17 protein-coding genes and 1 pseudogene (1 of these 18 cut by a window edge) are annotated in these 23,359 nt (G+C 69.0%); 12 read left to right on the top strand and 6 right to left on the bottom strand.

Annotated elements, in window-relative coordinates; genetic code table 11:
- Positions 1-23 precede the first annotated feature (23 nt).
- Complete coding sequence (locus tag A5758_RS14590; RefSeq protein ID WP_067741017.1) at positions 24-1,148, top strand: FAD-dependent oxidoreductase; 1,125 nt, start codon at positions 24-26, stop codon at positions 1,146-1,148.
- A gap of 2 nt (positions 1,149-1,150) precedes the next feature.
- Here the strand turns inward: A5758_RS14590 and A5758_RS14585 are convergent, their stop codons facing one another.
- Both A5758_RS14585 and A5758_RS14580 read right to left on the bottom strand, forming a co-directional pair.
- Positions 1,151-2,596, bottom strand: coding sequence for a multicopper oxidase family protein (locus tag A5758_RS14585; RefSeq protein WP_067741015.1), 1,446 nt, complete (start codon positions 2,594-2,596; stop codon positions 1,151-1,153).
- Positions 2,593-3,339 (bottom strand): ArsR family transcriptional regulator, encoded by a 747-nt coding sequence (locus A5758_RS14580; RefSeq protein ID WP_156622642.1) that lies wholly within the window; start codon positions 3,337-3,339, stop codon positions 2,593-2,595. The genes A5758_RS14585 and A5758_RS14580 overlap by 4 nt, the downstream gene beginning before the upstream one ends.
- Before the next feature lie 53 nt (positions 3,340-3,392).
- On the opposite strand from A5758_RS14580, the gene A5758_RS14575 reads away from it, so the two are divergent.
- The 10 genes and pseudogenes from A5758_RS14575 (at position 3,393) to A5758_RS14525 (ending at position 12,990) form a co-directional block, all read left to right on the top strand.
- Positions 3,393-4,640, top strand: coding sequence for an APC family permease (locus A5758_RS14575; RefSeq protein ID WP_067741012.1), 1,248 nt, complete (start codon positions 3,393-3,395; stop codon positions 4,638-4,640).
- A gap of 38 nt (positions 4,641-4,678) precedes the next feature.
- Positions 4,679-5,005: a helix-turn-helix transcriptional regulator gene (locus tag A5758_RS14570; RefSeq protein WP_067741002.1), complete on the top strand. Its 327-nt coding sequence runs from the start codon at positions 4,679-4,681 to the stop codon at positions 5,003-5,005.
- A pseudogene (gene arsB, locus A5758_RS14565) lies at positions 5,002-6,502 on the top strand (ACR3 family arsenite efflux transporter). The gene A5758_RS14570 and the pseudogene arsB overlap by 4 nt, the downstream one beginning before the upstream one ends.
- A 26-nt stretch (positions 6,503-6,528) precedes the next feature.
- Positions 6,529-6,936: an ArsI/CadI family heavy metal resistance metalloenzyme gene (locus A5758_RS14555; protein WP_067740993.1), complete on the top strand. Its 408-nt coding sequence runs from the start codon at positions 6,529-6,531 to the stop codon at positions 6,934-6,936.
- A gap of 46 nt (positions 6,937-6,982) precedes the next feature.
- On the top strand, positions 6,983-7,480 hold the full coding sequence (locus A5758_RS14550; protein WP_067209178.1) for a flavin reductase family protein: 498 nt from the start codon (positions 6,983-6,985) through the stop codon (positions 7,478-7,480).
- 2 nt (positions 7,481-7,482) lie between these two features.
- The gene (locus tag A5758_RS14545; protein ID WP_082939698.1) at positions 7,483-8,172 is read left to right on the top strand and encodes a pyrimidine reductase family protein; all 690 of its coding nucleotides are present in this window, start codon (positions 7,483-7,485) and stop codon (positions 8,170-8,172) included.
- A gap of 144 nt (positions 8,173-8,316) precedes the next feature.
- Complete coding sequence (locus A5758_RS14540; protein WP_067209182.1) at positions 8,317-8,658, top strand: hypothetical protein; 342 nt, start codon at positions 8,317-8,319, stop codon at positions 8,656-8,658.
- Between the two features lie 101 nt (positions 8,659-8,759).
- Positions 8,760-10,544, top strand: a complete 1,785-nt coding sequence (locus tag A5758_RS14535; protein ID WP_067740990.1) for a serine/threonine protein kinase PknE — start codon at positions 8,760-8,762, stop codon at positions 10,542-10,544.
- Positions 10,545-10,551: 7 nt separating this feature from the next.
- Positions 10,552-11,370: a DUF1707 domain-containing protein gene (locus A5758_RS14530; RefSeq protein ID WP_067740988.1), complete on the top strand. Its 819-nt coding sequence runs from the start codon at positions 10,552-10,554 to the stop codon at positions 11,368-11,370.
- A gap of 111 nt (positions 11,371-11,481) precedes the next feature.
- On the top strand, positions 11,482-12,990 hold the full coding sequence (locus A5758_RS14525; protein WP_231987322.1) for a serine/threonine-protein kinase: 1,509 nt from the start codon (positions 11,482-11,484) through the stop codon (positions 12,988-12,990).
- Here A5758_RS14525 and A5758_RS14520 read toward each other — a convergent pair.
- Genes A5758_RS14520 through A5758_RS14510 form a run of 3 tightly spaced genes read right to left on the bottom strand, consistent with a single transcriptional unit; the run spans position 12,981 to position 18,106 of the window.
- Positions 12,981-14,456 (bottom strand): MFS transporter, encoded by a 1,476-nt coding sequence (locus tag A5758_RS14520; protein ID WP_067740986.1) that lies wholly within the window; start codon positions 14,454-14,456, stop codon positions 12,981-12,983. The genes A5758_RS14525 and A5758_RS14520 overlap by 10 nt on opposite strands.
- Positions 14,457-14,510: 54 nt before the next feature.
- Complete coding sequence (gene ngg / locus A5758_RS14515; RefSeq protein WP_067209201.1) at positions 14,511-16,304, bottom strand: N-acetylglutaminylglutamine synthetase; 1,794 nt, start codon at positions 16,302-16,304, stop codon at positions 14,511-14,513.
- Positions 16,301-18,106, bottom strand: a complete 1,806-nt coding sequence (locus tag A5758_RS14510; protein WP_067740984.1) for an N-acetylglutaminylglutamine amidotransferase — start codon at positions 18,104-18,106, stop codon at positions 16,301-16,303. The genes ngg and A5758_RS14510 overlap by 4 nt, the downstream gene beginning before the upstream one ends.
- Positions 18,107-18,657: 551 nt before the next feature.
- Here A5758_RS14510 and A5758_RS14505 point away from each other — a divergent pair.
- Positions 18,658-18,936, top strand: a complete 279-nt coding sequence (locus A5758_RS14505; RefSeq protein WP_231987321.1) for a DUF732 domain-containing protein — start codon at positions 18,658-18,660, stop codon at positions 18,934-18,936.
- Positions 18,937-18,939: 3 nt separating this feature from the next.
- On the opposite strand, the gene A5758_RS14500 is transcribed toward A5758_RS14505, so the two are convergent.
- Positions 18,940-23,359, bottom strand: the final stretch of a protein-coding gene (locus tag A5758_RS14500) for a non-ribosomal peptide synthetase (RefSeq protein WP_082939697.1). Its footprint extends 26,699 nt past the window's final position; 4,420 of the gene's 31,119 nt are visible here — the last part of the coding sequence; the start codon falls outside the window, past its right edge; it ends in the stop codon at positions 18,940-18,942.

Below are 23,359 nucleotides of genomic sequence, written 5' to 3'. Positions count from 1 at the left end.
GTCATGCCAGGCAGGATAGCGACATGAACCGCAAGCGTGTCGTCATTGCCGGGCTTGGAGACGCGGGTGTCCTGGCCGCGATCCGGCTGTCCGGGTACGCCGACGTCGTTGGCATCTCCGTCAAGCCCGCGCTGGTCAGCGGTCAGGAACTCGGCGTTCGGCTCTCGCGCCCGGACGATTGGGCCCGTGACTACTGGATTCCGTTCGACCGGTTCCGGCGCCTGGACCGGGTGCGGACGATGCAGGCCCGGCTGACCGGCCTGGACCTGGCCGCCCGCACCGTCGTGGGCAAACACGCCGACGGGGCTGACCTCGCGGAGGGGTACGACGCGCTGATCATCGCGACCGGGGTCAGCAACGGCTTCTGGCGCCGGCCGACGCTGCAATCGGTGGCCGAGGTCGGCGCGGAGCTGCGTGCCGCGCACGACCGGCTGGCGGCCGCCGGCTCGGTCGCCGTCGTGGGCGGCGGCGCGGCGGCGGTGAGCAGCGCGCTCAACATGGCCACCACGTGGCCGGACAAGCGGATCGACCTGTACTTCCCCGGAGAATCCGCGCTGGGCGGACACCATCCGCGGATCTGGAGGCGGATTCACGCCCGACTAACGGCGCTGGGCGTGGGCATCCACCCGGGCCACCGCGCCGTGCTGCCCGACGCGTTCGCGGGCGACGAAATCACCGGTGACCCGGTGTCCTGGAGCACCGGACAACCCCCGGCGTCCGCCGACGCCGTGCTGTGGGCGATCGGGCGGGTGCGACCCAACACCGATTGGCTGCCGCGCGAGCTGCTCGACGAGGACGGGTTCGTACGCGTGACCCCGGAGCTGCGGGTCCCGGGGCACCCGGGTGTCTTCGCGGTCGGCGATGTCGCGGCGACCGATCCGCTGCGGAGCTCGGCCCGCAACCGCGGAGATGCGTTGGTGGCCCGCAACGTCCTGGCCGAACTCAGCGGCGGGCGGCTCGAGACCTATCGTGCGCCGACGCGGCGGTGGGGTTCGCTGGTCGGTATTCAACCCAACGGGCTGGAGGTGTTTCTGCCCAGCGGGCACGCGTTCCGGTTTCCGGCGTGGTCGGTCGAGCGGGTGGTGATGCCGTGGATCGTGCGCTGGGGCATGTATCGCGGTGTGCGGGAGAATAATCCGCTTGATTGAGATCAGGCGCCGTTGAGCAGCAGCATGAGACCGTAATCCATGTGGATCTGCTGGTGGCAATGCAGCAGCGACAGGCCGGGCTGGTCGGCGACGAAGTCGACGTCCATGCTCTGGTAGCCGCCCAGCATCGCGACGTCCTTGCGCACGCCGGCCGTCGGCGTGCCGGCGAAGTGGGTGATTTCGAATGTGTGCCGGTGCAAATGCATCGGGTGCAGGTCGTCACTGGCATTGCGGAAGCGCAGCCGGTAGCGCTTGTCGCGCTGCACGTCGAGCACCGGATGGTTGGTGTCCATGGAAAACGGTGTGCCGTTGAAGGTCCACACGTTGAACCCGTTCTCTGCGGCATTGCGCTTCTCGATCAGCAGCTCGATCGCGCGGTCGGGCGGGGGGACGGGCGCGGGCCGCGCGAACAGCCGGTAATCCCACTTGAACGGCGGCGGCGCCGCCCACTGCGGATCCCCGCCGCGCCCGGCATATTCGACGACCACCCCCATGCCGCGGCCCCGGTCGTCGTCGGAGACGTCGCCCAGCACCCACACGCCAGGATTGGTCATGGTCACCAGCGCCGAGATGCGTTCGCCGGCGCCGAGCCACAACACCGGCACCGGTGCCGGGTTGGGAACCAGATTGCCGTCCAGCGCAATCACATTGAAGGCATGCCCGGGCAGCGCCAGGCTGCGGGTCTCGGTGGCGCTACCGTTCAGCACGTGCAGCAGCACCCGCTGGCCGGTCCGCACGCGGATGGGGTCGCCGTGGCCCAGCATGCGGCCGTTGACGGCGAACGCGCCGTAGCCGACCTCGAAGCCGCGCGGTTCGCCGCGAGCCAGCGAGGCCGCCATCGCTGATTCGCCCTTGGCTTTGAGCTCCGGGTCTTCGTCGCCGGCCAGGATTTCACTGGCCATGTCGCCGCCGCGGCTGAACGTGGGCTCGAATTCCTTGAGCGTCAGGAAGATCTCTTGGTCATAGGCCCCGGAGTTCTGCCTGGGCTCGATGTAGACGGGGCCGACAAGTCCGGTGTACTGACCGCGGGACAGGTCGGATCGCGGCACCACATGGGTGTGGTAGAAGCGGAAGCCCGCCGGGCCGGGGACGAAGGAGATCCGCCGCATGCCGTGCGCGGGGATGTAGGGCGTGCCCTCTTCGGCGGAGCCGTCGACGACGTCGCCGACGTGCTGGCCGTGCCAGTGCAGCTGCTCGGGGGAATCGGTGTCGTTGAAGACATCCACCGTCGTCCACCGGCCCTCCGTGAACCGCAGCAACGGGCCGGGGAATTGTCCGTTGTAGGTCAGGGTCGACACGACGTGGCCCGGCGCCAATTCGACTGCGCCGGTGCCGATCCGCAGCGTGTAGTCGGCCTTACCGCTGGGTGGTTCGGGCCGCCCACACGCGGCCAGGGCGGCCACGCTGCCCCACTTGAGAAACTCACGACGATCGAGTGACACGGTCATCGCCTCCGCGGGTATGCGTCCAGGACGGGCAACAGGAAGTCGATGCGGTCGTCCAATTCGCTTGCCACCCGCTCGAATTCGGGGTAGCGGCCGGCCGACGGATCGGGCAGGCTCCAGTGCATTGTCGTGACCAGGTCGTGGTCGCGCGCGTACTCACGGACCTTGTCGCACAGCGTGATCACACAATCGAAGCGACGCCGGGCCACGGCGGTCAACGGTTGGGGCCGGCGCCCACCGAGGTCGATGCCGTACCTGTCGCGCATGATGCGTATCGCGTTGGGGTGCAGGTGCGGTTTGGGATGACTGCCGGCGCTCGCGGCCCGAATGCGCCCCTGGCCCCTGTGCTCCAGCAGCGCCTCGGCCATGGGTGATCGTGCGCTGTTGCCGGTACACAGGAACAGCACCGACCGCGCCGCCGGCTTGGCGACTGGCGTCGGCGCGAGTGCGGGATGCAGCGCCGCGGCGGCCTCGCGAAACGCACCGGCGCAGCCCGTCAGGTTCAGGCGGTAATAGGTGTCGCGACCGTCGAAACTGCTGCGCCGCGCGTCGACGAGCCGAGCCGCGCGCAGCTGGCGCAAGTGATACGAAACCAGGTTTTGCGGTTCGTCAACGGCGGCAGCCAATTCCCGCACCCGGTGGTCGCTGCCCGCGAGTTCGGTCAGCAGCGCCCAGCGCACCGGGTGCGACGCCATCTGCATCAGCGACGGAACCGCCGTCTTGCTTGCCACCATCCCAGCAGACATTACATCAAACTAGTTTGATAGGTTAGCCACTGCGTGCGCGGTGAGGAGACCGATTGGCCGACAACGACACCGGCGAGCTTCGCCGAAGCCTGGGTTTGTTCGACGCGGTGACAATCGGGCTGGGCTCGATGATGGGCGCCGGGATTTTCGCCGCGCTCGGGCCGGCGGCGCGCGCGGCGGGCTCGGGCCTGCTGCTGGGCCTGGGGGTGGCCGCGGTGGTGGCCTATTGCAACGCCACCTCGTCCGCGCGCCTGGCCGCCCGCTACCCCGCCTCCGGCGGCACCTATGTGTACGGCCGCGAGCGACTGGGCGATTTCTGGGGATACCTGGCGGGGTGGGGCTTCGTCGCCGGCAAGACCGCCTCGTGCGCCGCGATGGCCCTGACCATCGGCTCCTATGCGTGGCCCTCGCACGCGCACCCGGTCGCCGTCGCCGCCGTGGTGGCGCTGACCGCGGTGAACTACGCCGGGGTGCGGAAGTCGGCCTGGCTGACCCGCGTCATCGTCGCGCTCGTCTTCGCCGTGCTGGCCGCGGTGGTCGTCGCCGCGTTCACGTCCGGAGCGGGTGACGCGGTACCACTCCGCCCGGTGGGCACGACCGTCGCCGGGGTAATACAGGCCGCGGGGCTGTTGTTCTTCGCCTTCGCCGGCTACGCCCGCATCGCCACCCTGGGCGAGGAGGTGCGTGACCCGGCGCGCACCATCCCCCGCGCGATACCGCTCGCCCTCGCCATCACCCTGGCCGTCTACGCCCTGGTGGCCGTCGCGGCGCTAGCGGTGCTGGGACCCCGGCGCCTCGGCCAGGCCACGGCGCCGCTGGTGGACACGGTGCGGGCCGCCGGGACGGCCTGGCTCGTTCCCGTCGTGCAGGTGGGAGCCGCGGTCGCGGCGCTCGGCTCCCTGCTGGCGCTGATCCTGGGCGTCTCGCGCACCACGTTGGCCATGGCCCGTGATCGCCATCTGCCCCACGTGCTCACCGCCGTGCACCCGCGGTTCGGGGTCCCCCACCGAGCGGAACTGCTGATCGGCCTCGTGGTGGCGGTCTTGGCCGCGACCGCCGACCTGCGCGGAGCCATCGGGTTCTCCTCTTTCGCCGTGCTCATTTACTACGCGGTGGCCAACGCCTCCGCGTTCACCCTCAGGCCCGACGAGGGCCGCCCGCTTCCGGTGATTCCGTTGACCGGCCTGGTCGGATGTGTGCTCCTCGCGTTCGCGATGCCGCTGTCGTCGGTGCTGTCGGGCGTGACGGTGCTGGGCATGGGCATCGCCGCCTACGCGATTCGGGTCGTCCGCGCGAAGTGAGGGTGGCGCATTGATTCGATAAATGTTTATATAGAAGGATGTCGAATCAACAGATGGCGTGCTGCCCGACCCTGGGGGCGGCCGCGATGGCCGAGTCCCAGGCCACCGAGCTGGCGACGATGTTCAAAGCGCTGGGCGACCCCGTGCGCCTGAGGTTGTTGAGCCTGATCGCCAGCCACCCCGGCGGCGAGGCGTGCGTCTGCGAGATATCGGCCACCTTCGACCTCTCCCAGCCGACGATTTCCCACCACCTCAAGCTGCTGCGCTCGGCCGGGCTGCTGGACTGCGAGCGACGCGGCACCTGGGTGTACTACTGGGTGATTCCCGCGGCACTGCAACAACTTTCGGCGGTCTTGAAGCCATGAACACACCAACGACCACCCCAGCCGCGGCGCCGGCCCGGCTCCCCGTCATGGACCGGTTCCTGCCGATATGGATCGGCGCGGCGATGGCTGCTGGCCTGTTGCTGGGACGCATCGTTCCCGGGCTCGGAACGGCGCTGAGCGCCGTTGCCGTGCAAGGGGTTTCGCTGCCGATCGCGGTCGGCCTGTTGGTCATGATGTATCCGGTGCTGGCCAAGGTCCGTTACGACCGGCTCGACGAGGTCACCGCCGACCGCAAGCTGATGGTGTCCTCCGTATTGCTCAATTGGGTGGTCGGTCCCGCGGTGATGTTCACGCTGGCCTGGTCGCTGCTGCCCGACCTGCCCGAGTACCGCACCGGCCTGATCATCGTCGGGCTCGCCCGCTGCATCGCGATGGTCATCATCTGGAACGACCTGGCCTGTGGGGACCGCGAGGCCGCGGCCGTGCTGGTCGCGCTGAATTCGCTGTTTCAGGTGGTCATGTTCGCCGCGCTGGGCTGGTTCTACCTGTCGGTGCTGCCCGGGTGGTTGGGCCTGCCCCAAACCGGTATCCACGTCTCCCCCTGGCAGATCGCCAAGGCGGTGCTGATCTTCCTCGGCATCCCGCTGCTCGCGGGATACTCCTCCCGCCGGCTGGGCGAACGGATTCGGGGCCGCGACTGGTATGAGACGCGGTTCCTCCCCCGCATCGGGCCGTGGGCCCTGTACGGGTTGTTGTTCACCATCGTGATTCTGTTTGCCCTGCAGGGCCATGCGATCACATCACGGCCATGGGACGTGGCCCGCATCGCCATCCCGCTGCTGGCCTACTTCGCGATCATGTGGGCGGGCGGGTACGGCCTCGGACTGCTGCTGCGGCTTGGCTACGCCCGCACCGCCACCCTGGCGTTCACCGCCGCCGGGAACAACTTCGAACTGGCCATCGCGGTGGCCATCGCGACCTACGGCGCCACGTCGGGGCAAGCGCTCGCCGGGGTTGTCGGACCACTGATCGAGGTGCCCGTGCTCGTTGGCCTGGTCTACGTTTCGCTTGCGCTGCGCGCCCGGAGGTTCCCGGCCGAGTCGACCCGAGGGGCCCGCGCCGATGTCCGGTAAACCAAGCGTCCTGTTCGTCTGCGTGCACAACGCCGGACGTTCACAGATGGCCGCCGCCCTGCTGAGCACGATGGCCGAAGGCCGCATCGAAGTCCGCTCGGCCGGAACGCAACCCGCCGACGAGGTCAACCCCGTTGCGATTGCCGCCATGGCCGAACGAGGAATCGACATCACCGCCGCCAACCCGAAAATCCTCAGCGGCGACGACGTGCGAACCAGCGACGTCGTCATCACCATGGGCTGCGGCGACGCCTGCCCTTACTTTCCGGGAGTGTCCTACCGCGACTGGAAGGTGCCCGACCCCGCCGGCCAGCCGCTGACCACGGTGCGTGCCATCCGCGACGACATCGCCCGACGCGTCGAGGCGTTGATCGCCGAACTCCTCTCCACCACAACCCCATAGCCCCGCACCCGAAGAAAGGACACCTCATGTCTCGTGTGCAACTCGCCCTCAACGTCGACGACCTCGGCGAGGCGATCACGTTCTACTCCAAGCTGTTCGACACCGAACCGGCCAAGGTCAAACCCGGGTACGCGAACTTCGCGATCGCCGAGCCCCCGCTGAAGCTGGTGCTGCTGGAGAACCCCGGTCACGGGGGCAGCCTCAACCACCTCGGCGTGGAAGTCGCCACCAGTGACACCGTGCACGCCGAAATCGCCCGCCTCACCGAACGAGGGCTGGTCACCGAGGAGGAGCTCAACACCACCTGCTGCTTCGCCAGCCAGGACAAGGTCTGGGTCACCGGCCCCGGCGGGGAACGCTGGGAGGTCTACACCGTGATCGCGGACTCCGACACCTTCGGAGAAACCACCGACGAACCCTGCTGCCAGGCCTAGCGGCACCGCCCGATTCCCCCGCGGGCCGAACGGGAACACTGAGCGGATGGCCGACCCGGGAGAAGACGCGTTCGAAAAGCTGGTCGCGCTGCTGAACTACCCGATGTACGTCGTGACCACGCGGGCCGGCGGCGTCGCGGCGGGCTGCCTGGTCGGGTTCGCCAGCCAGACCAGCATTCACCCACCCCGATTTCTGGTCGGTCTGTCCCGGAAGAACCACACATTCCGGGTCGCCACCGAGGCGACTCACCTGGCGGTGCACGTCTTCGACCACGAGCACCTCGACATCGTGGAGCTCTTCGGCAGCCAGACCGGCGACACGATCAACAAGTTCGACCGCTGCTCGTGGCACAGCGGTCCGGAGCAGATGCCCATCCTCGACGACGCGGCCGCGTGGTTCGTCGGTGAAATTCTCGAGCGTTTCACGCTGGGCGACCACGTCGGGCATCTGCTCGCGCCGGTGGACGGCCGGCCCCCGCGGGAACTGGAAAGTTGGGTGTCGTTCAGCGACGTTCAGCATCTGGAACCCGGCCACGAGGCGTAGCAGTGATCCCCCGGGTGGGCACCGTCGCCGGCATCACCGAACTCGCATCGTTCTACGCCGATCCCCCGCCGGGCGTGCGCGCCAACATGATCTTCAGCGCCGACGGCGCGGCCGCGTTCGGCGGTCGGGCCGGTCCGCTGTCGTGTCCCATCGACCAACAGCTGCTGAAAACCCTGCGCGGCTTCGCCGACGTCGTCCTGGTGGGCGCCGGCACCGCGCGCGCCGAGAACTACGGCCCGGTGCGGCTCATCGACGCGACCCGTACCGCACCGCCCCCGATCGCGGTGATCAGCCGCAGCGGCCGGCTGCCGTCGAGGCTGTTCGACGACCCCGACCAGCCACCGATCGTGGTGACGTGCGCGCACGCCGCGGCGGCGCGAGACGACTTCGGCGACGGTGGGCGGCAGGTATTGGTGGCGGGCGAAGAATCCGTCGATGTGGCGCAGGCCGTCGCGCTGCTGCGCGCACGGGGGCTGCACCACATCCTGTGCGAGGGCGGACCGACCGTGCTCGACGAGCTGGTGGAAGCCGACGCCGTCGATGAGATCTGCGTGACTTTGGCCCCCAAACTCGCCGCCAGCCAGCCGGTGGGCCACCGCCTCACCCCGTCGTCGCTGCCCGCACCGGTGACGATGCGCCTCGAACACGCCCTGGTTTGCGACGGCTACGTGTTCTTGAAATATCGCCGCTGATTCCGCTCGACATGCAGCCGACGGACCCGCTTCCTATGATGGAAATGCCCGGTTGCGCACTCGTATCGAATCGCCTGCGCGGCATCATTTTCAGTTCCTCGCCGTCCACTTTCTCGAGCCATACAGAGGAGGACTATCGGCCAGGTGAGCAGCTCAAAAGACGACCATGACTACCGCAATCTGGCGGTCAACCGGCTGCGGCCCAGCGAACTTCAATGGGCGCTGAACCACGACGCCGTACACGGGATCGCGTACGCCTTCAAGAATCCCGTCGCCGTAGCCGAATCCATCGACGATCCGGACGACGACAGAATGACCTATCTGATCCGCGTCAAGCGCGACGACCTGGCCAACGCGTTCGGGAAGATCAACGACTGGATCACCGAAAACCCCGGCCCCGCCGGGATGCAGGCGTTCGGATTCGTGCGGGCCCTGTCCCGCGAAGGGCTGACCGAACGCACCAGCGGTGACGACGAACTCCGTTAATCCGCGTTGCCCTATTAGCTGGCTTTCGCTATTCGCCGTGCCCAGCGGCCTGTGAAACCTTAGCCTTATGCCTGCGCACGGTCGGTGACTGAGGAGTCGGGATGGGTGACACGACCGCGGATTCGCGGGAGGGTTCGCAGTTCGGGCCATATCTGCTGCGGCGGCTGATCGGTCGCGGCGGCATGGGCGACGTCTACGAGGCCGAGGACACGGTCCGGGAACGCACCGTCGCGCTGAAGCTGATGTCGCAGACGCTGTCCACCGACCCGGTCTTCCGCTCCCGCATGCAGCGCGAGGCCCGCACCGCGGGTCGGCTGCAGGAACCGCACGTCGTCCCGATTCACGACTTCGGCGAGATCGACGGCCAGCTGTATGTCGACATGCGCCTGATCGACGGCAAAGACCTGGCCACCATGCTGAGCCGGTACGGGCCGCTCTCCCCGCCCCGGGCGGTGGCCATCGTGCGCCAGATCGGCTCGGCGCTCGACGCCGCGCACGCCGCCGGCGTCCTGCATCGCGACGTCAAGCCGGAAAACATCCTGGTGAGCGGCGACGACTTCGCCTACCTCGTGGACTTCGGAATCGCCAGCGCCACCGCCGACGAAAAGCTGACGCAGATCGGCACCACCGTGGGCACCGTCAAATACATGGCCCCGGAGCGCTTCAGCGACTCCGAGGTCACCCATCGGGCCGACATCTACGCCTTGGCCTGCGTGCTGTACGAGTGCCTGACCGGGTCCCCGCCGTACACCGGCGACCAGATCAGCGTGATGGGTGCCCACCTGCACCAGGCGATCCCGCAGCCCAGTGCCGCGCGGCCCGGCATCCCGATCGCCTTCGACGCGGTGATCGCCCGCGGCATGGCCAAGGATCCCGCGGACCGCTACGCCAGCTGCGGTGACCTGTCCGCGGCCGCCTACGCGGCACTGGCCGAACCAGACCAGGACCGGGCCACCGACATCCTGGCCCGCAGCCAGGTGGCGCGGATGCCGGCGGCATTCGCCGGCCAGCAGCCCGGGGGAATCGCCCAGGCCCCTCCCGCGCACGCCCCTTCGTCCGGCCCGATGTGGGCGGCGGTGCCGCCACCGCCCGGGGGTCCGGTGCCCCAGCCGACGGGCTGGGCCGGTGCCCCCACTTGGGGTCCCAGCACCGCCGGGGCGCCGCCATGGGGCCAGCCGCCGCGGCGGAGTAGAAAGCCTTGGCTGTGGGTGGGCGTCACCGCCACCGCCCTGGTGGCCATCGTGGGCGTGGCGCTCGCCGTCGTTCGGCCATGGGAGTCGTCGTCCCCGGCGACGCCGACCAAGCAGCCGCCACCACCGGACGCCGTCGCGCTCCGAGTCCTCGATGACGGTGTGTTCGTCGGCAGCTCGGCGGCGTCGATGACCATCGACATCTTCAACGAACCCATCTGCCCGCCCTGCGGCAGTTTCATCAGGTCGAATGCGGGTGACATCGACACCGCGGTGAACAACAAGAAGCTCGCGGTGCGCTACCACCTGCTCGACTTCCTCGACGACAAGTCGCACAGCAAGAACTACTCGACCCGTGCGGTGGCGGCGTCGTACTGCGTCGCCGCCCAGAATGAGGCCAAGCTCTACACCGACTTCTATTCCGGCTTGTTCGCCAGCAACTTCCAGCCGGCGGAGGACGCCGCGGAGGACCGCACCGATGGTGAACTGGCCCAACTGGCCAAAAACGTCGGCGCCGACACCGACGTCATCACCTGCATCAAGTCCGGAGACGACGTCGGCACGGGCAAGGCGAAGTCCGCCAGCGGTTACGCGACGCTGTCCGGGCTGAACGCCAACTCCACCCCGTTCGTGTGGGATGGGACCGCGTCGGTGAACTATCAGGACCCGGCCTGGTTGACGAAGCTCCTCGGATAGCCGGCCGATGAGCGATGACACCAGGGCGAGCGACGACGACCGCAACGCCATCTGCCAGGTGCTCGACGCCGCGCTCGGCGACGGTCAGCTGTCGACGGAAGAGCACCGCGAGCGGGTAGCCGCCGCAACCAGGGCGACCACGCTGCGCGAGCTGCGGTCGCTGGTGACGGACTTGCAAATCCGCCCGGCCTCGGAGCAACCGCCGGCGTCGCGGTCACGAATCGGCCGACGCGGGGCCTGGATCGCCGTCGCCTGCGCGCTGGTGCTGCTCGGCGCCGGCCTCGCCTGGGGACTGCAGGGCGACACCACTTCCGCCCCGCCGGCGTCGACCACCCCCACCGCGGCCCCTACCAGCTCCGCGGCCCTGACGACGAGCACGCCACCGCCGCAGCTGCTGACCCTGAGCGGGGTGAGCGGGGTGCTGGCCCAGATGCGGACGCAGTTCGGCGACACATTGGGCTACCAGCTGAACATCTACCAGGATCAGGCGGTCGTCGAACGCCCGGACACCGCGAACGCCCAAAAGTTGGTGACCTGGCTGTACCGCGACGGGAATTGGGCGAGCGTCGGGCCCAAAATGGCCCTGGCGGCCCGCCTGGCGGTCGGTGATCTGAGCAAGTTCGACGTGCAAGCCGTCGTCGGCGTCGTCCAGCAGGCACCCCAAACCCTGCACATCTACGACGCCAACCGGATCTTCCTGACGATCGAGTCGCGCAAGGACGGCGGCTTGCACTTGCAGATCAATGCCAGCGACGGCGCCCTCAGCGGCACCATCGTGCTGGCCGCCGACGGCACCGTCACGGAGATCGCTCCCCCGGCCCGATGATCCCGGCGGCCCGCCTCGCGCAGCCGACACGTGCCGGGGCGATGTGTTGTACGTTTCCTGCGGTGAGGCCAGTGGGCGCTCACCGCCGTGGTCCTTCGATGGGAGTCAGCAGTGACCGGCGCGCAGGACCCGCGGGTGGGGACGATGTTCGGGCCCTACCGGCTCAAGCGGCTGCTCGGTCGCGGCGGGATGGGCGAGGTCTACGAAGCCGAGCACACCGTTAAACAGTGGACGGTTGCGCTGAAGCTGATGTCGCACACGTTCAGCCAGGATCCGGTGTTCCGCAAGCGAATGGAGCGCGAGGCTCTCATCACCGGCCGACTGTTGGAACCCCATGTGGTCCCGATACACGACTACGGCGAAATCGACGGGCAGCTGTATCTCGAGATGCGGCTCATCGAGGGCATCGACCTGGGCAGCATGCTCGAACGGGCCGGGCCACTGCCGGCACCTCGGGCGGTGGCCATCATCCGGCAGGTCGCGTCGGCCCTTGACGCCGCCCATGCGGCCGGGGTGACCCACCGTGACGTCAAACCGCAGAACATCCTGATCCCCGGCGACGACTTCGCTTATCTCGTCGACTTCGGGATCGCCAGCGCGAAGACCGACGACAAGCTCACCCAACTGGGCACCGCGGTCGGCACGTTGAAATACATGGCCCCCGAACGGTTTTCGAGTGAAGAGGTGACGCAGCGCGCCGACGTCTACGCGCTGGCCTGCGTGCTCTACGAATGCCTGACCGCGACCCCGCCGTATCGCGCCGACAGCACCGGCATGCTGATCAGCGCCCACATGATGCAGCCCATCCCCAAACCCAGCGAGCAGGGAGCCGGGGTGAGCCCGGCCTTCGACGCCGTGATCGCGGGCGGCATGGCCAAGAACCCGATCGAGCGCTACCCTACCGCCGGTGCCCTGGCCGAGGCCGCGCACCGGGCGCTCAGCAGCCCCGAGCGCGAACGCGCCGACACGATCCTGCGCCAGAGCGAAATCCTGTCCCCCGCAACAGATTCCGAGCGCCCGCGCGCACCGGCTAAGCGCAACCGCTGGCCGATCGTGGCCGCCGCCGCCGCGGTGGTCGTCGTCGCCGTCTGCGCCGTCGGGCTCTGGCTCATGCTGAAACCCGCCGGCCAGCGGCACGCCAAGGCGACCGTCGCGAAGACCCCGCCTCCGTCGACCGCCGCCCCCAACGACGACCAGGCCCGGCTGATCAGCCTGCTCCCACCCGGTTACCTGGCCGGCACGTGCACGCCGGCGACCCCGGAGTCGGGCAGCATCTGGGTGCACGCGGTCGCCATGGTCACGTGCGGGCAGAACACCCAGCCCGGCGGTCCCAGCCACGCCACCTACGGGCTGTTCGCGACGCCCGACCGGCTGAAGCGGGCCTTCGAGAACGACATCGCCAACGTCAGCCTGGTGAACTGTCCCGGCGAGGGGCGCTCACCGGTCAGCTGGCATTACGACCAGACCCCGAACGACATGGCCGGGCTGATCGCGTGCGGCACCTACAACAACCACCCGAACGTGATCTGGACCAACGACGAGAAGCTGATGCTCAGCGACGTGTCCGGGGACCCGGCCACCGTTGAGGACCTGCACACCTGGTGGGACGCCTACGGCTGATCCCGCCGATCGGCGTCGGCGTCGGCGACCGTCAGGGGCAAGGCCAGCTCTTCGAGCGGGCGGCGTTCGGCCGCGATCCCGAGCCGCAATTCGACCAGGCCCGCGATCGCCATGACGGCGGCGCCCGTCAAGAACGACCACACCACCTGACCGCGTTCCCCGGAATTGATCAGCTGCCCGAACAGCAACGGGCCGCTGATGCCGCCGATCGCGGTTCCCACCGCGTAGAAGAACGCGATCGCAAGCGCCCTGGTCTCCATTGGGAAGATCTCGCTGACCGTCAGGTAGGCGGCGCTGGCGCCCGCGGAGGCGAGGAAGAACGCGACCGCGAGGACGCCGATGAACGCCCAGACCCCGCCGGTCTGGGTCACGAACAGGACCGCCAGGACGGCGGCGACGACCGCGGACCCGATGTAGGTCGCCGTGATCATCGGCTTGCGCCCGATCGTGTCGAAGAGGTGGCCGAGCGCCAGCGGCCCGACGAAATTGCTGAGCGCCCAGAGGATGAAGAACAGCGGCACCTTCCCGGACGGCACCCCGTAGAACCCGCTCAACAGCGTGCCCAGATTGAACGTCACCCCGTTGTAGAGGAACGCCTGCCCGGTGAATAGCGCCAGCCCCAGGATGGCGCGCTGCGGATAGAGCTTGAACGCCACCCGGGCGATTTCGCGGAATGAAATCGTCTCGCGCTGGCGGATTTTGAGCTCACGCCCGTGCGGCTCGGGCAGCGGCTCGCCGGTTTCCTCCCGCACCGCTTCCTCGATCTCGCCGACGATCCGCTCGGCCTCCTCGTCGCGGCCATGGATGAACAACCACCGCGGACTTTCCGGGACGTTGCGGCGGACGAGGAGGACGAAGATGCCGAAGATGGCGCCGACGCCGAAGGCGAGCCGCCAGCCGATGTTGGGTGCGAAGTGCGAGGTGTCGAGCAGGACGAGAGCGCCGGCCGCTCCCGCGGCCGAGCCGAGCCAGTACGTGCCGTTGATGATCAGGTCCACGCGGCCGCGCAGGCGGGCAGGGATCAACTCGTCGATGGCCGAATTGATCGCGGCATATTCGCCGCCGATGCCGGCACCGGTGAAGAAGCGCGCGGCGAAGAAATACCAAGGGGCGAAAGCGAATGCGGTCGCAACCGTGGCCACCAGGTAGACCGCCAGGGTCAGCATGAACAGATTGCGGCGCCCGAAGCGGTCGGTCAGGTGACCGAAGAACAGCGCGCCCAGGCAGGCGCCGGCGATGTAGAACGCGGCCGCCAGGCCGATCTGCGCCGCGTTCAGGTCGATGCCGCTGCCCTTTTCGGTGAGGCGAGCGGACACGTTGCCCACCATCGTGACCTCGAGCCCGTCGAGGATCCACACCCCGCCGAGACCGATGACGACGCGCCAGTGGAATCGAGACCACGGCAGCCTGTCCAGCCGCGCCGGCACGCGGGTCGTGATGGTTCCGGTTTGCACGCTTCCGCTCATCTGGCTCCTATCTGAGGTGATTCAGAATTACCCAAGCGAGGCGCGCGGCAAGCCTCAGCCGCGTTCGGCGCGCGACTCCTCTGGAGTCCAGGCCTGCGGCTGGCCCGGGTGGCCGGGGAACAGGAAGTCGATGAACGCCGCGGCCGTGGGCTGTGGTTCGTGGTTGGCCAGCCCCGGTCGTTCGTTGGCCTCGATGAAGGCGTACTCGGCGCCGGTGACATCGGGCACCAGCAGGTCGATGCCCGTCACGGGAATGCCGATCGCCTCGGCCGCCGTCACCGCGACCCGGCACAGTTCCGGGTTCACCACCGCGGTGACGTCGTGGATCGTGCCGCCCTGATGCAGGTTGGCGGTGCGGCGGACGCGGAGGCGGGTGCCCTGGGGCAGCACGTCGTCGAGCGACCAGCCCGCCTCGGCGACCGTCGCCTCGGTGAGGTCGTCGAGCGGGATGCGGGATTCGCCACCGGTGGCCGCGGAGCGCCGCCGGCTTTCGGCGGCGATCAGGTCGCGAATGGTGTGCTCGCCCGTGCCGATGATCTCGGGCGGCATCCGCAGCGCGGCGGCCACCACCCGGCCGTCGATCACCACCAAGCGAAGGTCATCGCCCAGCACGCGCTGCTCGATCAGCACGTCGGGGTATTGCTGACGGGCGCGGGCCAGGGCGGCGGCGAGCTCCTCGGGGCCGTTGTCGGCGGTCACCCCGACCGTGATGCCCTTGCCCTGTTCGCCGCGGGTGGGTTTGACGACGACCTCCCCGACCTCGGTGAGGAAGTTGTAGTCGCCTTCGTCGAAGGTGGCCAGCCGGGCGCGGGGCACCGTGATGCCCGCCTCGGAGACGAGGCGGCGCGTCAGCCGTTTGTCGTCGCAGCGGCACATGGCGACCGCCGAGGTGTATTCGGACAGCGATTCCCGGGTGACCACGCTGCGGCCGCCGTGGGTGAGGCGCATCTCGCCGGTCTCGGCATCGAGCACCTCCACCCAGATGCCGCGGCGCAGCGCCTCGTCGGCGATGATCCGGGCGTAGGGATTGAGGTCGTCGACCGTCTCGGGCGGCGGGCTGAAAAGTGGCTCGTTGATGGCGTTTTTGCGCTTGATCGCCAGCACGGGGACGCGGCGGAAACCCAGCTTCTCGTACAGGCCGATGGCGGCGGCGTTGTCGTGCGCGACCGACAGGTCCATGTAGGCGCGGCCCGCGTTGCGGAAGCGCTCCGCCAGCGCCCGCGTGAGGGCGGCGCCGATCCCGGGGAGCCCGGCGGCCGGGTCGACGGCCAGCGTCCACAGGCTCGACCCCTGCTCGGGGTCGGAGAACAGCAGCTCGTGGTCGACGCCGGTGACGGTGCCCACCACGGCGCCGTCTTCGTCGCGCACCGCCAGCAGGTAGGTCACCGCGGGCACGTTCAGGTGGTTGTTCCAGATGACGTCGACCCCGGCCGGGACCATTCCGCAGCGCACGTAGACGCGGTTCATGGCGTCGGCGTCGACCGGATCGTTCAGCGTGCGCACGGTGACGCCGAGCGGCGCGGGCGACAGGTCTTCGGGCTTGGCATCGGTGAAGCGCAGGCGATAGGTGTGGCTGGGGTCGATGAAGAGCTCGGTCGGCGCTTCGGCGACCACCACGTGGGATTCGCGGGCGTAGATGCAGATGTCGCGACGCCCGGGGCCCTCCCGGCGCAGCGCCTCGACCAGCTCGTGGGAGTCGGCGAAGGTCTGGCCGAAAATCAGCCGGCCCCAACCCAATTCGAGCTCGACATCCTTCGCCATCGCCTCCACCAGCTCCGGCGGTGAGGCGTCGTGGAGGCCCATCGTGATCGCCTCGGTGGGATCGCCGGGGGGATCGGTCACGGTCATGCCACCGGGCCCGTGATGCCGTGCCGTTGCAGCCAGAGTTCGAGCAGGGCGAGCTGCCAGAGTTCGTTGCCGCGCAAGGGCGTCAGCTTGCTGTTGGGGTCGGCCAGCAGGGCGTCGACCGCCTCCGTGCGAAACAGGCCGCGCTCCTTGGCAACTGGCGCATAGAGCGCGTCGCGCACCATGTCGAGGTAGGGCCCTTCGAGGTGGGTCAGCGCGGGGACCGGGAAGTATCCCTTGGGCCGGTCGATGACCTCCGACGGAATCACCCGTCGCGCAGCCTGTTTGAGCACGCCCTTGCCTTCGTGGGCGATCTTCAGTTCCGGGGGGCAGGTCGCCGCCAGCTCGACGAGCTCGTGGTCGAGGAAAGGCACCCGGCCCTCCAGACCCCACGCCATGGTCATGTTGTCGACGCGTTTCACCGGGTCGTCCACCAGCATCACGGTGGTGTCGAGGCGCAGCGCGCGATCGACGCCCGTCTCGGCGCCGGCGCGCGCGAAGTGCTCGGTGACGAAGCGCTCACTGGGGTCACCCGGGGCCATGATGCCCGGCCCGAGCAGGCCCGCCATTTCGGCCGAATCGCGGTCGAAGAAGGCCCCGCGGTACTCGGCGACCGAGCCCTCCAGTGAGGCGGCGGCCGGCGAGCCCATCGGCGGATACCAGTGGTAGCCGGCGAACACCTCGTCGGCGCCCTGGCCCGACTGCACGACCTTCACGTGGCGCGCCACTTCCTGGCTGAGCAGGTAGAAGGCCACACAGTCGTGGCTGACCATCGGCTCGCTCATCGCGCCGATCGCCCCGTCGAGCGCGGGCAGCATCCGGTCGGTTTCGATGCGGATCTGATGGTGGTCGGTTTCGAAGCGCCGGGCGATGATGTCCGACCACCGGAACTCGTCGCCCTCGACGCCACCGGCCGACTCGAAGCCGATGGAGAAGGTCATCAGGCCGTGCTGGCCCGCCTCCGCGAGCAGGCCGACGATCAGGCTCGAGTCGACGCCGCCGGACAACAGGCAGCCGACCGGCACGTCGGCGACCAGCCGGCGTTTGACCGCGACGCGAAGCGCGTCCAGCACCGCGTCTTCCCAGTCGGTTTCCGACCAGCCGGCGCGGTCGTCGTGCCGGGTGAAGTCGGGGGTCCAGTACGTGGTGATGGTGCGCCGGCCGTCGGGCTCGATGGCAACAAGGGAAGCGGGCGGCACCTTGCGGACGCCGCGCAGGATGGTCAGGGGCGCGGGGACCACCGAATGGAACGTCATGTAGTGATGCAACGCGATCGGGTCGATGCGGGTGTCCACGCCGCCGCCGGCCAGCAGCGCGGGCAGGGCCGAGGCGAACCGGATCCGGTGGCTGTCCTCGGTCAGGTAGAGCGGCTTGATCCCCAGCCGGTCGCGACCGAGCAGCACCCGGCCGCTGTCGCGTTCGACGATGGCGAAGGCGAACATGCCATGCAGGTGGCTGACGAAGTCGTCGCCCCAATGGTGGTAGCCCTTGATCAGGACTTCGGTGTCACTGTGCGAGAAGAACCGGTAGCCGTGTCCGGTGAGTTCGCGGCGCAGCTCTTTGTAGTTGTAGATGCAGCCGTTGAAGGCGATGGCCAGACCCAGTTCCGGGTCGACCATCGGCTGGGCTCCGGCCTCGCTCAGGTCGATGATCTTGAGGCGACGATGGCCGAGCGCGACACGGCCCTGTGACCAGGACCCGGAAGCGTCGGGACCCCGTCGCGCCATCACGCCGGCCATTGCTGACACCGCTGCTACATCGGGGACCTGCCCGTCGAGCCGTACCTCCCCGGTGACTCCGCACACTCCTTGAACCATACCGAAGGGGGTTCCGGCGCACCCGTACGGCCACTGTGAAATGCGTCGGCGCGCAGGTCGCACCGGCTTCCGGGGGCCGACGGCGGCAATCTCGCAAATCGGGCGCGGATTACCGGTGGGAGGGCCGGAGTTTGCCCGCGGCGATGGCCGCGACGGTTAAATCTTGGTTGCGCTCTGCTCTCGCCGTTGGCCGCCCACCGGGCCCGCCGCGACGTCCGCCCTCGCCGCTCCCGCCGGTGCGCGGATCGCGCGGACCGGTGCTGGCGAATGGAAATGCCCGCCACACAGGAATTTTCGATGCCCGCACGGCGCCGGGCCGCTGCGCGCGCTGGGGCGCGAGCCGCCAATCGCCCTGGAGATCGGGGCCGATTTGTGTGAGGTGGCGCGGTTGAAGCCGGCGGGAAAAATGCGTCGATTCTGGCTAATGTTCAGCCACCGTTAAGGCGTAGAGCCCAGATGCCACATCGAGGAACATCGTGACCCGAACAATTGCGCGCCTTGGGAATTGGTCGACAATAGTCGCGCTCGCGGGAGCCGCGGTGTTTTTCGCGGCACCGGCGTCGGCCGATCAAAAAGACGATGCGTTCATTTCGGAGATTCAGCGCAACGGGATTGTCTTTACCGACCGCGGCGCCGCGATCGCCGCGGGACATAACATGTGCGCCGGACTCGATTCGGGGAAGACGCCAACTTCGTTGGTGCTGAACGTGGTACGGGCCACCGATTTGTCGGCGCACGAAGCCGGCTATCTTCTCGGCGCCTCAGTGGCGTCCTATTGCCCCCAACACAGAGGCGCTATCGGCACTTCGGTCTCCTGACCATTACCCGGCGCGCTCCCCGGGCAGCTTGTCGTCCCGCGACGCCGCCACTTGCTGACCGCCGTGGGCCAGCTCGAGCCGGCGTTCCGCGAGGACCAGCAGATGCCTGAGTCGTTGCCCGTACAGACCCACCGAATCGTGGGTCAGCATGTCGTCGTGCGCGCAGTCGATCGAGTACGTGAGAATCTCGCCGGAGACAAGCGGCCGCCACGACTGGGACAGGAACCCACTGCGGTCGCTCCCGTCCCCCGCGGCGGAGAAGATGGTGATGTCGCCGTGGAAAACGCCGGGCCGGTGGGTTCGGTACCGGTCGATGTTCTGGCGAAGGTTTTCGGAGAGCAGGTCGACAAGCCGCCTGGATCGCGAGACTTCCGGAAGCTGTAGTTCGCCCACCGCATCCTCGGGCGGGGCGACACCGCCGTTCACGGTCGGTTGGGCGTCGAGCAGGATCAGGCGGGCGATTACGCATCCGCGCCGCTGCAGCTCCACCGCGAGTTCGTGCGCGATGACCCCGCCGAACGACCAGCCGAGCAGGTTATAGGGCCCGGAGGGATAGATCTCCTGCAGCCTGTCGGCATAGTTCTCCGCCATCTCGCGGATCGATCGCGGTTCGGTCTCTTCGCCCTGACGGGTCTGCTGGACACCGATGATCGGGCAGTCCAGGTAGCTGCCGAGCACCTGATACGGCCAGCTCACGCCGCCCGCGGGGTGAATGCAGAACAGCGGAGTGCCGGCGCCCTGCTTCAGGGTCTGAATGGGTACGACGTCCTGCGTGGCGGTCGTGTCCGTGCCCAGGCGCTGGCTCAGGGTGCGGACGGTGGGCGCGTCGAACAGGGTGCGCACCGCAAGGTCGACAACCAGGTTGCTGTTGATCGTCGCGATCACGCGCATCGCGGAAATGCTGTCGCCACCCAGGTCGAAGAAGGAGTCGTCGACACCGACCCGCTCGACCCCGAGCACCTGAGCGAAGATGCCGGCGAGGATCTCCTCGGTTGCGTTCGACGGGGCCCGATATCCACCGCCGGAGTACTCGGGCGCCGGCAGGGCGCGGGTGTCCAACTTGCCGTTGGGCGTCAGCGGCAGCGCGTCGAGTCCCACCACCGCCGTGGGAACCATGTAGCCCGGCAATCGCCCGGCCAGCGCGGTGCGCGCCTCGGCGGGATCGGCCGTTCCGGTGACGTAGCCGACCAGGCGTTTGTCCCCGGGGCGGTCCTCTCGGGCGATCACCAGCGCCTGCTGCACGCCGTCCAACCGGGCGAGCGCGGCCTGAACCTCGCCCAGTTCGATGCGGTAGCCGCGGATCTTGACCTGCTCGTCGGCGCGGCCCACATACACCAGCTGCCCGTCGGCACCCCAGAGCACCAGGTCCCCGGTGCGGTACATGCGCGCCCCGGGTTCACCGAACGGGCAGGCCACAAACCGCGAACCGGTCAGTCCGGCGCGCCCGACATAGCCGGCGGCCACCCCGGTTCCGGCCACGTACAACTCGCCCACCACGCCGGGGGGCACCGGCCGCAGCCAGCCATCGAGCACGAACAACCCGGCGCCGGGCACCGGCGAGCCGATCGGCGGCATTCCCGAGCCCGCCGCGAGCGGGGCGCTGATCGCCACGCACATCGTCGTCTCGGTCGGGCCGTAGGCGTTGACCATCACCCGACGCGGCGCCCAGCGATCGACCACCTCGGGCGGGCAGGCCTCCCCTGCCATCACCAGCGCCACCGAATCCAGGCCCGCCGGGTCCAGCGTCGCCACGGCCGACGGCGTCTGGGTCAGCACGCTGACCTTTTCGTCGACCAGCAAGGCGCGGAATTCCTCGGGTGAGCGCACCACCGACTCGGGCACCACCACCACGCGCCCGCCGCGCAGCAGCGGGGCGAAGATCTCCCACACCGACACGTCGAAGGCGTACGAGTGGCACTGCGTCCACACGCCCGGGGCCGGGAGGCCGGCGTCGAGCGAGCCGATGAGTTGCGTCACGTTACGATGCGTGACCGCAACACCTTTCGGCACACCGGTGGTCCCCGAGGTGTAAATGATGTAGGCGGTGCCGTCCGCCGCGGGTGCGGGCGGCGCGGTGCGCGGATAGCCGTCGATCTCCGGGTCCTCGATGTCGATGACCCGCACGCCGCTGCCGTCCAGCCGCGACAGCAGTCCCGCGGTGGTGACCGCGGCGATCGGCGCGGCATCCTCGAGCATGAATCTGATCCGCGCGGCCGGGGCGGCCGGGTCGATCGGCAGGTACGCCGCCCCCGTCTTGAGCACCGCCAGGATCGCCACGATCGCCCGCGGCGAACGCGAAAACAGCAGCGCCACAGATTGTCCCGGGCCGGCGCCCTCGGCGATCAGCAGGTGCGCCAACCGGTTCGCCGCCTCGTCCAGCTCCCGGTACGTCATGGACTGCCGGCCCCAGCCGATCGCCACGGCGTCCGGCTGGTGGGCGACCTGCGCGGCGAACAGCTCCGCGATCGACACCGGCGTGGGCACCGGCCGGGTCAGCGCTGCCCGGTTGCCGATTTCATCCAGGCGGGCGTGCTCCGGCCCGTCCAGCAGGTCGACCGAGGAGAGCCGCCGGGTCGGGTCGGTGGTCATCGCCACCAGCACCCGCTCCAGTCGCTCGGTGAGCGCCTCGATGGTGCGCGCGTCGAAGACGCCGGCGTCGTATTCCACTCGGAGGCCGAGTTGTTCGCCGGACAGGGCGGCCTGCATCGTCAGGGGGTAGTGGTTGCGCTCGAAGACGTTGAAGTCGGTGATGGACAGCTCGTTGTTGACCGCCATCGCGGACGTTTCCAGCGGATAGTTCTCGTAGGCGAACAGCGTGTCGAAGAGCTTCTCCTGCCGGGTCATCCGGTGAATTTCGCTGAGCGACAGGTGCTCGTGCTCGAGCGTGTCGTTGTGGGCGCTTTGCAGCTGGTCCAGCAGCTGCGTGGTGGTGGTCGCCGGGGTGATGCGGGCGCGCACCGGGATCGTGTTGATCATCAGGCCCACCATCGACTCGGCGCCGACGAACTCGGCGGACCGGCCCGACACCGTGGTGCCGAACGCGACGTCGTAGTTGCCGGTGAGCCACGTGAGCAGCTGCGCCCACGCGGCCTGCAGCACGGTGCTGACCGTGGTCTGGCAGGACCGGGCCAGCTCGGCGAGCGCCCGGGTGGTTTCGGCCGGCACCGCGAACGTCGTGAGGCCGCGGGCACCCAGCTCCAACTCGTGCGGCGGCGCGACCAGCGTCGGGGTGTCGAAGCCGGCGAGCACCCGGCCCCACGCCGCCCGCGCGGCATCGACGTCGCGGTCGGCCAGCCAGCTGACGAACCGGCGGTACGGCGCCGGCGGAGCCAGCCGCTGCCCGGTGAGGCTGGCGAATGTCTCGTTCACCAGGATGGGAACCGACCAACCGTCGAGCACGATGTGGTGAATGGTCAGCACCAGCCGGTGCCGGTTCTGCGCGGTGCGGATCATGGCCACCCGGAAGGCCGGCTGATCGGCCAGGTCGTAGACCGCGGCGCGCTCGGCCGCGCAGATTTCCCCGATGCCCTCGTCGGCGCCTTGGCGGCCGTCGAGCTCGACGTACCGCCATGCCATCGCCGGGTTGGCGGGGATGATCTGCACCGGCTCGTCGGGCCGGTCCCAGAATCGGGCGACCAGGTGCGGATGCCGGTCGACCACGGTTTGCACCGCGTCGCGCAGGCTGTCCGGGTCCAGCGGGCCGGTCACGTTCATGTCCAGCTGCACCACGTACAGGTCGTCGGCGCTGCCCCGCGTGGTGGTGGCGTGGAAGAGCAGCCCCTGCTGCAGCGGGGTCAACGGCAACACGTCGGCGATCCGGTGTTGCCGCTCGAGCTCGTCGATCTCCTGCTGGACCAAGCGGGCCGGGAGGATGTCCGACGGGGTCAGTCCGCCGCCACCGGAACGCACGTGGGCGCAGATCCCGGTCAGCGCCTCGAACCACAGCCCGCTCAGCCGGGCGAGCTGCTCGCGGTCCAGCGCCGAGGGCGCCCACGTCCAGTTGGCGTGCAGCTGCGGGCCGGCCTCGGTCTCGGCGGTGCCCGCGTTGAGGTCCACGGTGTGCATGAGCGGCATCGGCACCGCCGTGCTGGTGCCGGTCACCGACGAGCCGTCCCGCGAGATTCGCCACAACTCGTCCGACAACTCGGCGGCCGCGCCGCCCAGCCGGCCCAGATAGTTGAAGCCGATCGTCGGGTCGGAGCCGTGCAGGTCGACCTCGTCGTTCAGGTAGCGCAGCAGCCCGTAGGTCAGGGGGTCCGGCTGGGCGCGCAGCTGCTCCTTGGCTTGCTTGAGCACGGCCCCCAGCGCGGAGTCACCGGAAACCACGCGCTCCCAAGGCAATTGATCCATCGCCAAGGACACCGGGTACTTGGTGGTGAACCACCCGACCGTGCGCGACAGGTCCACTCCGGCGGCGAGCTCC

The sequence above is a fragment of the Mycobacterium sp. 852014-50255_SCH5639931 genome, assembly GCF_001665605.1.
GTDB classification, from domain to species: domain Bacteria; phylum Actinomycetota; class Actinomycetes; order Mycobacteriales; family Mycobacteriaceae; genus Mycobacterium; species Mycobacterium paraffinicum.
Note: the sequence above shows the minus strand (reverse complement) of the source record. Positions and strands in the feature narration are given on the sequence as shown.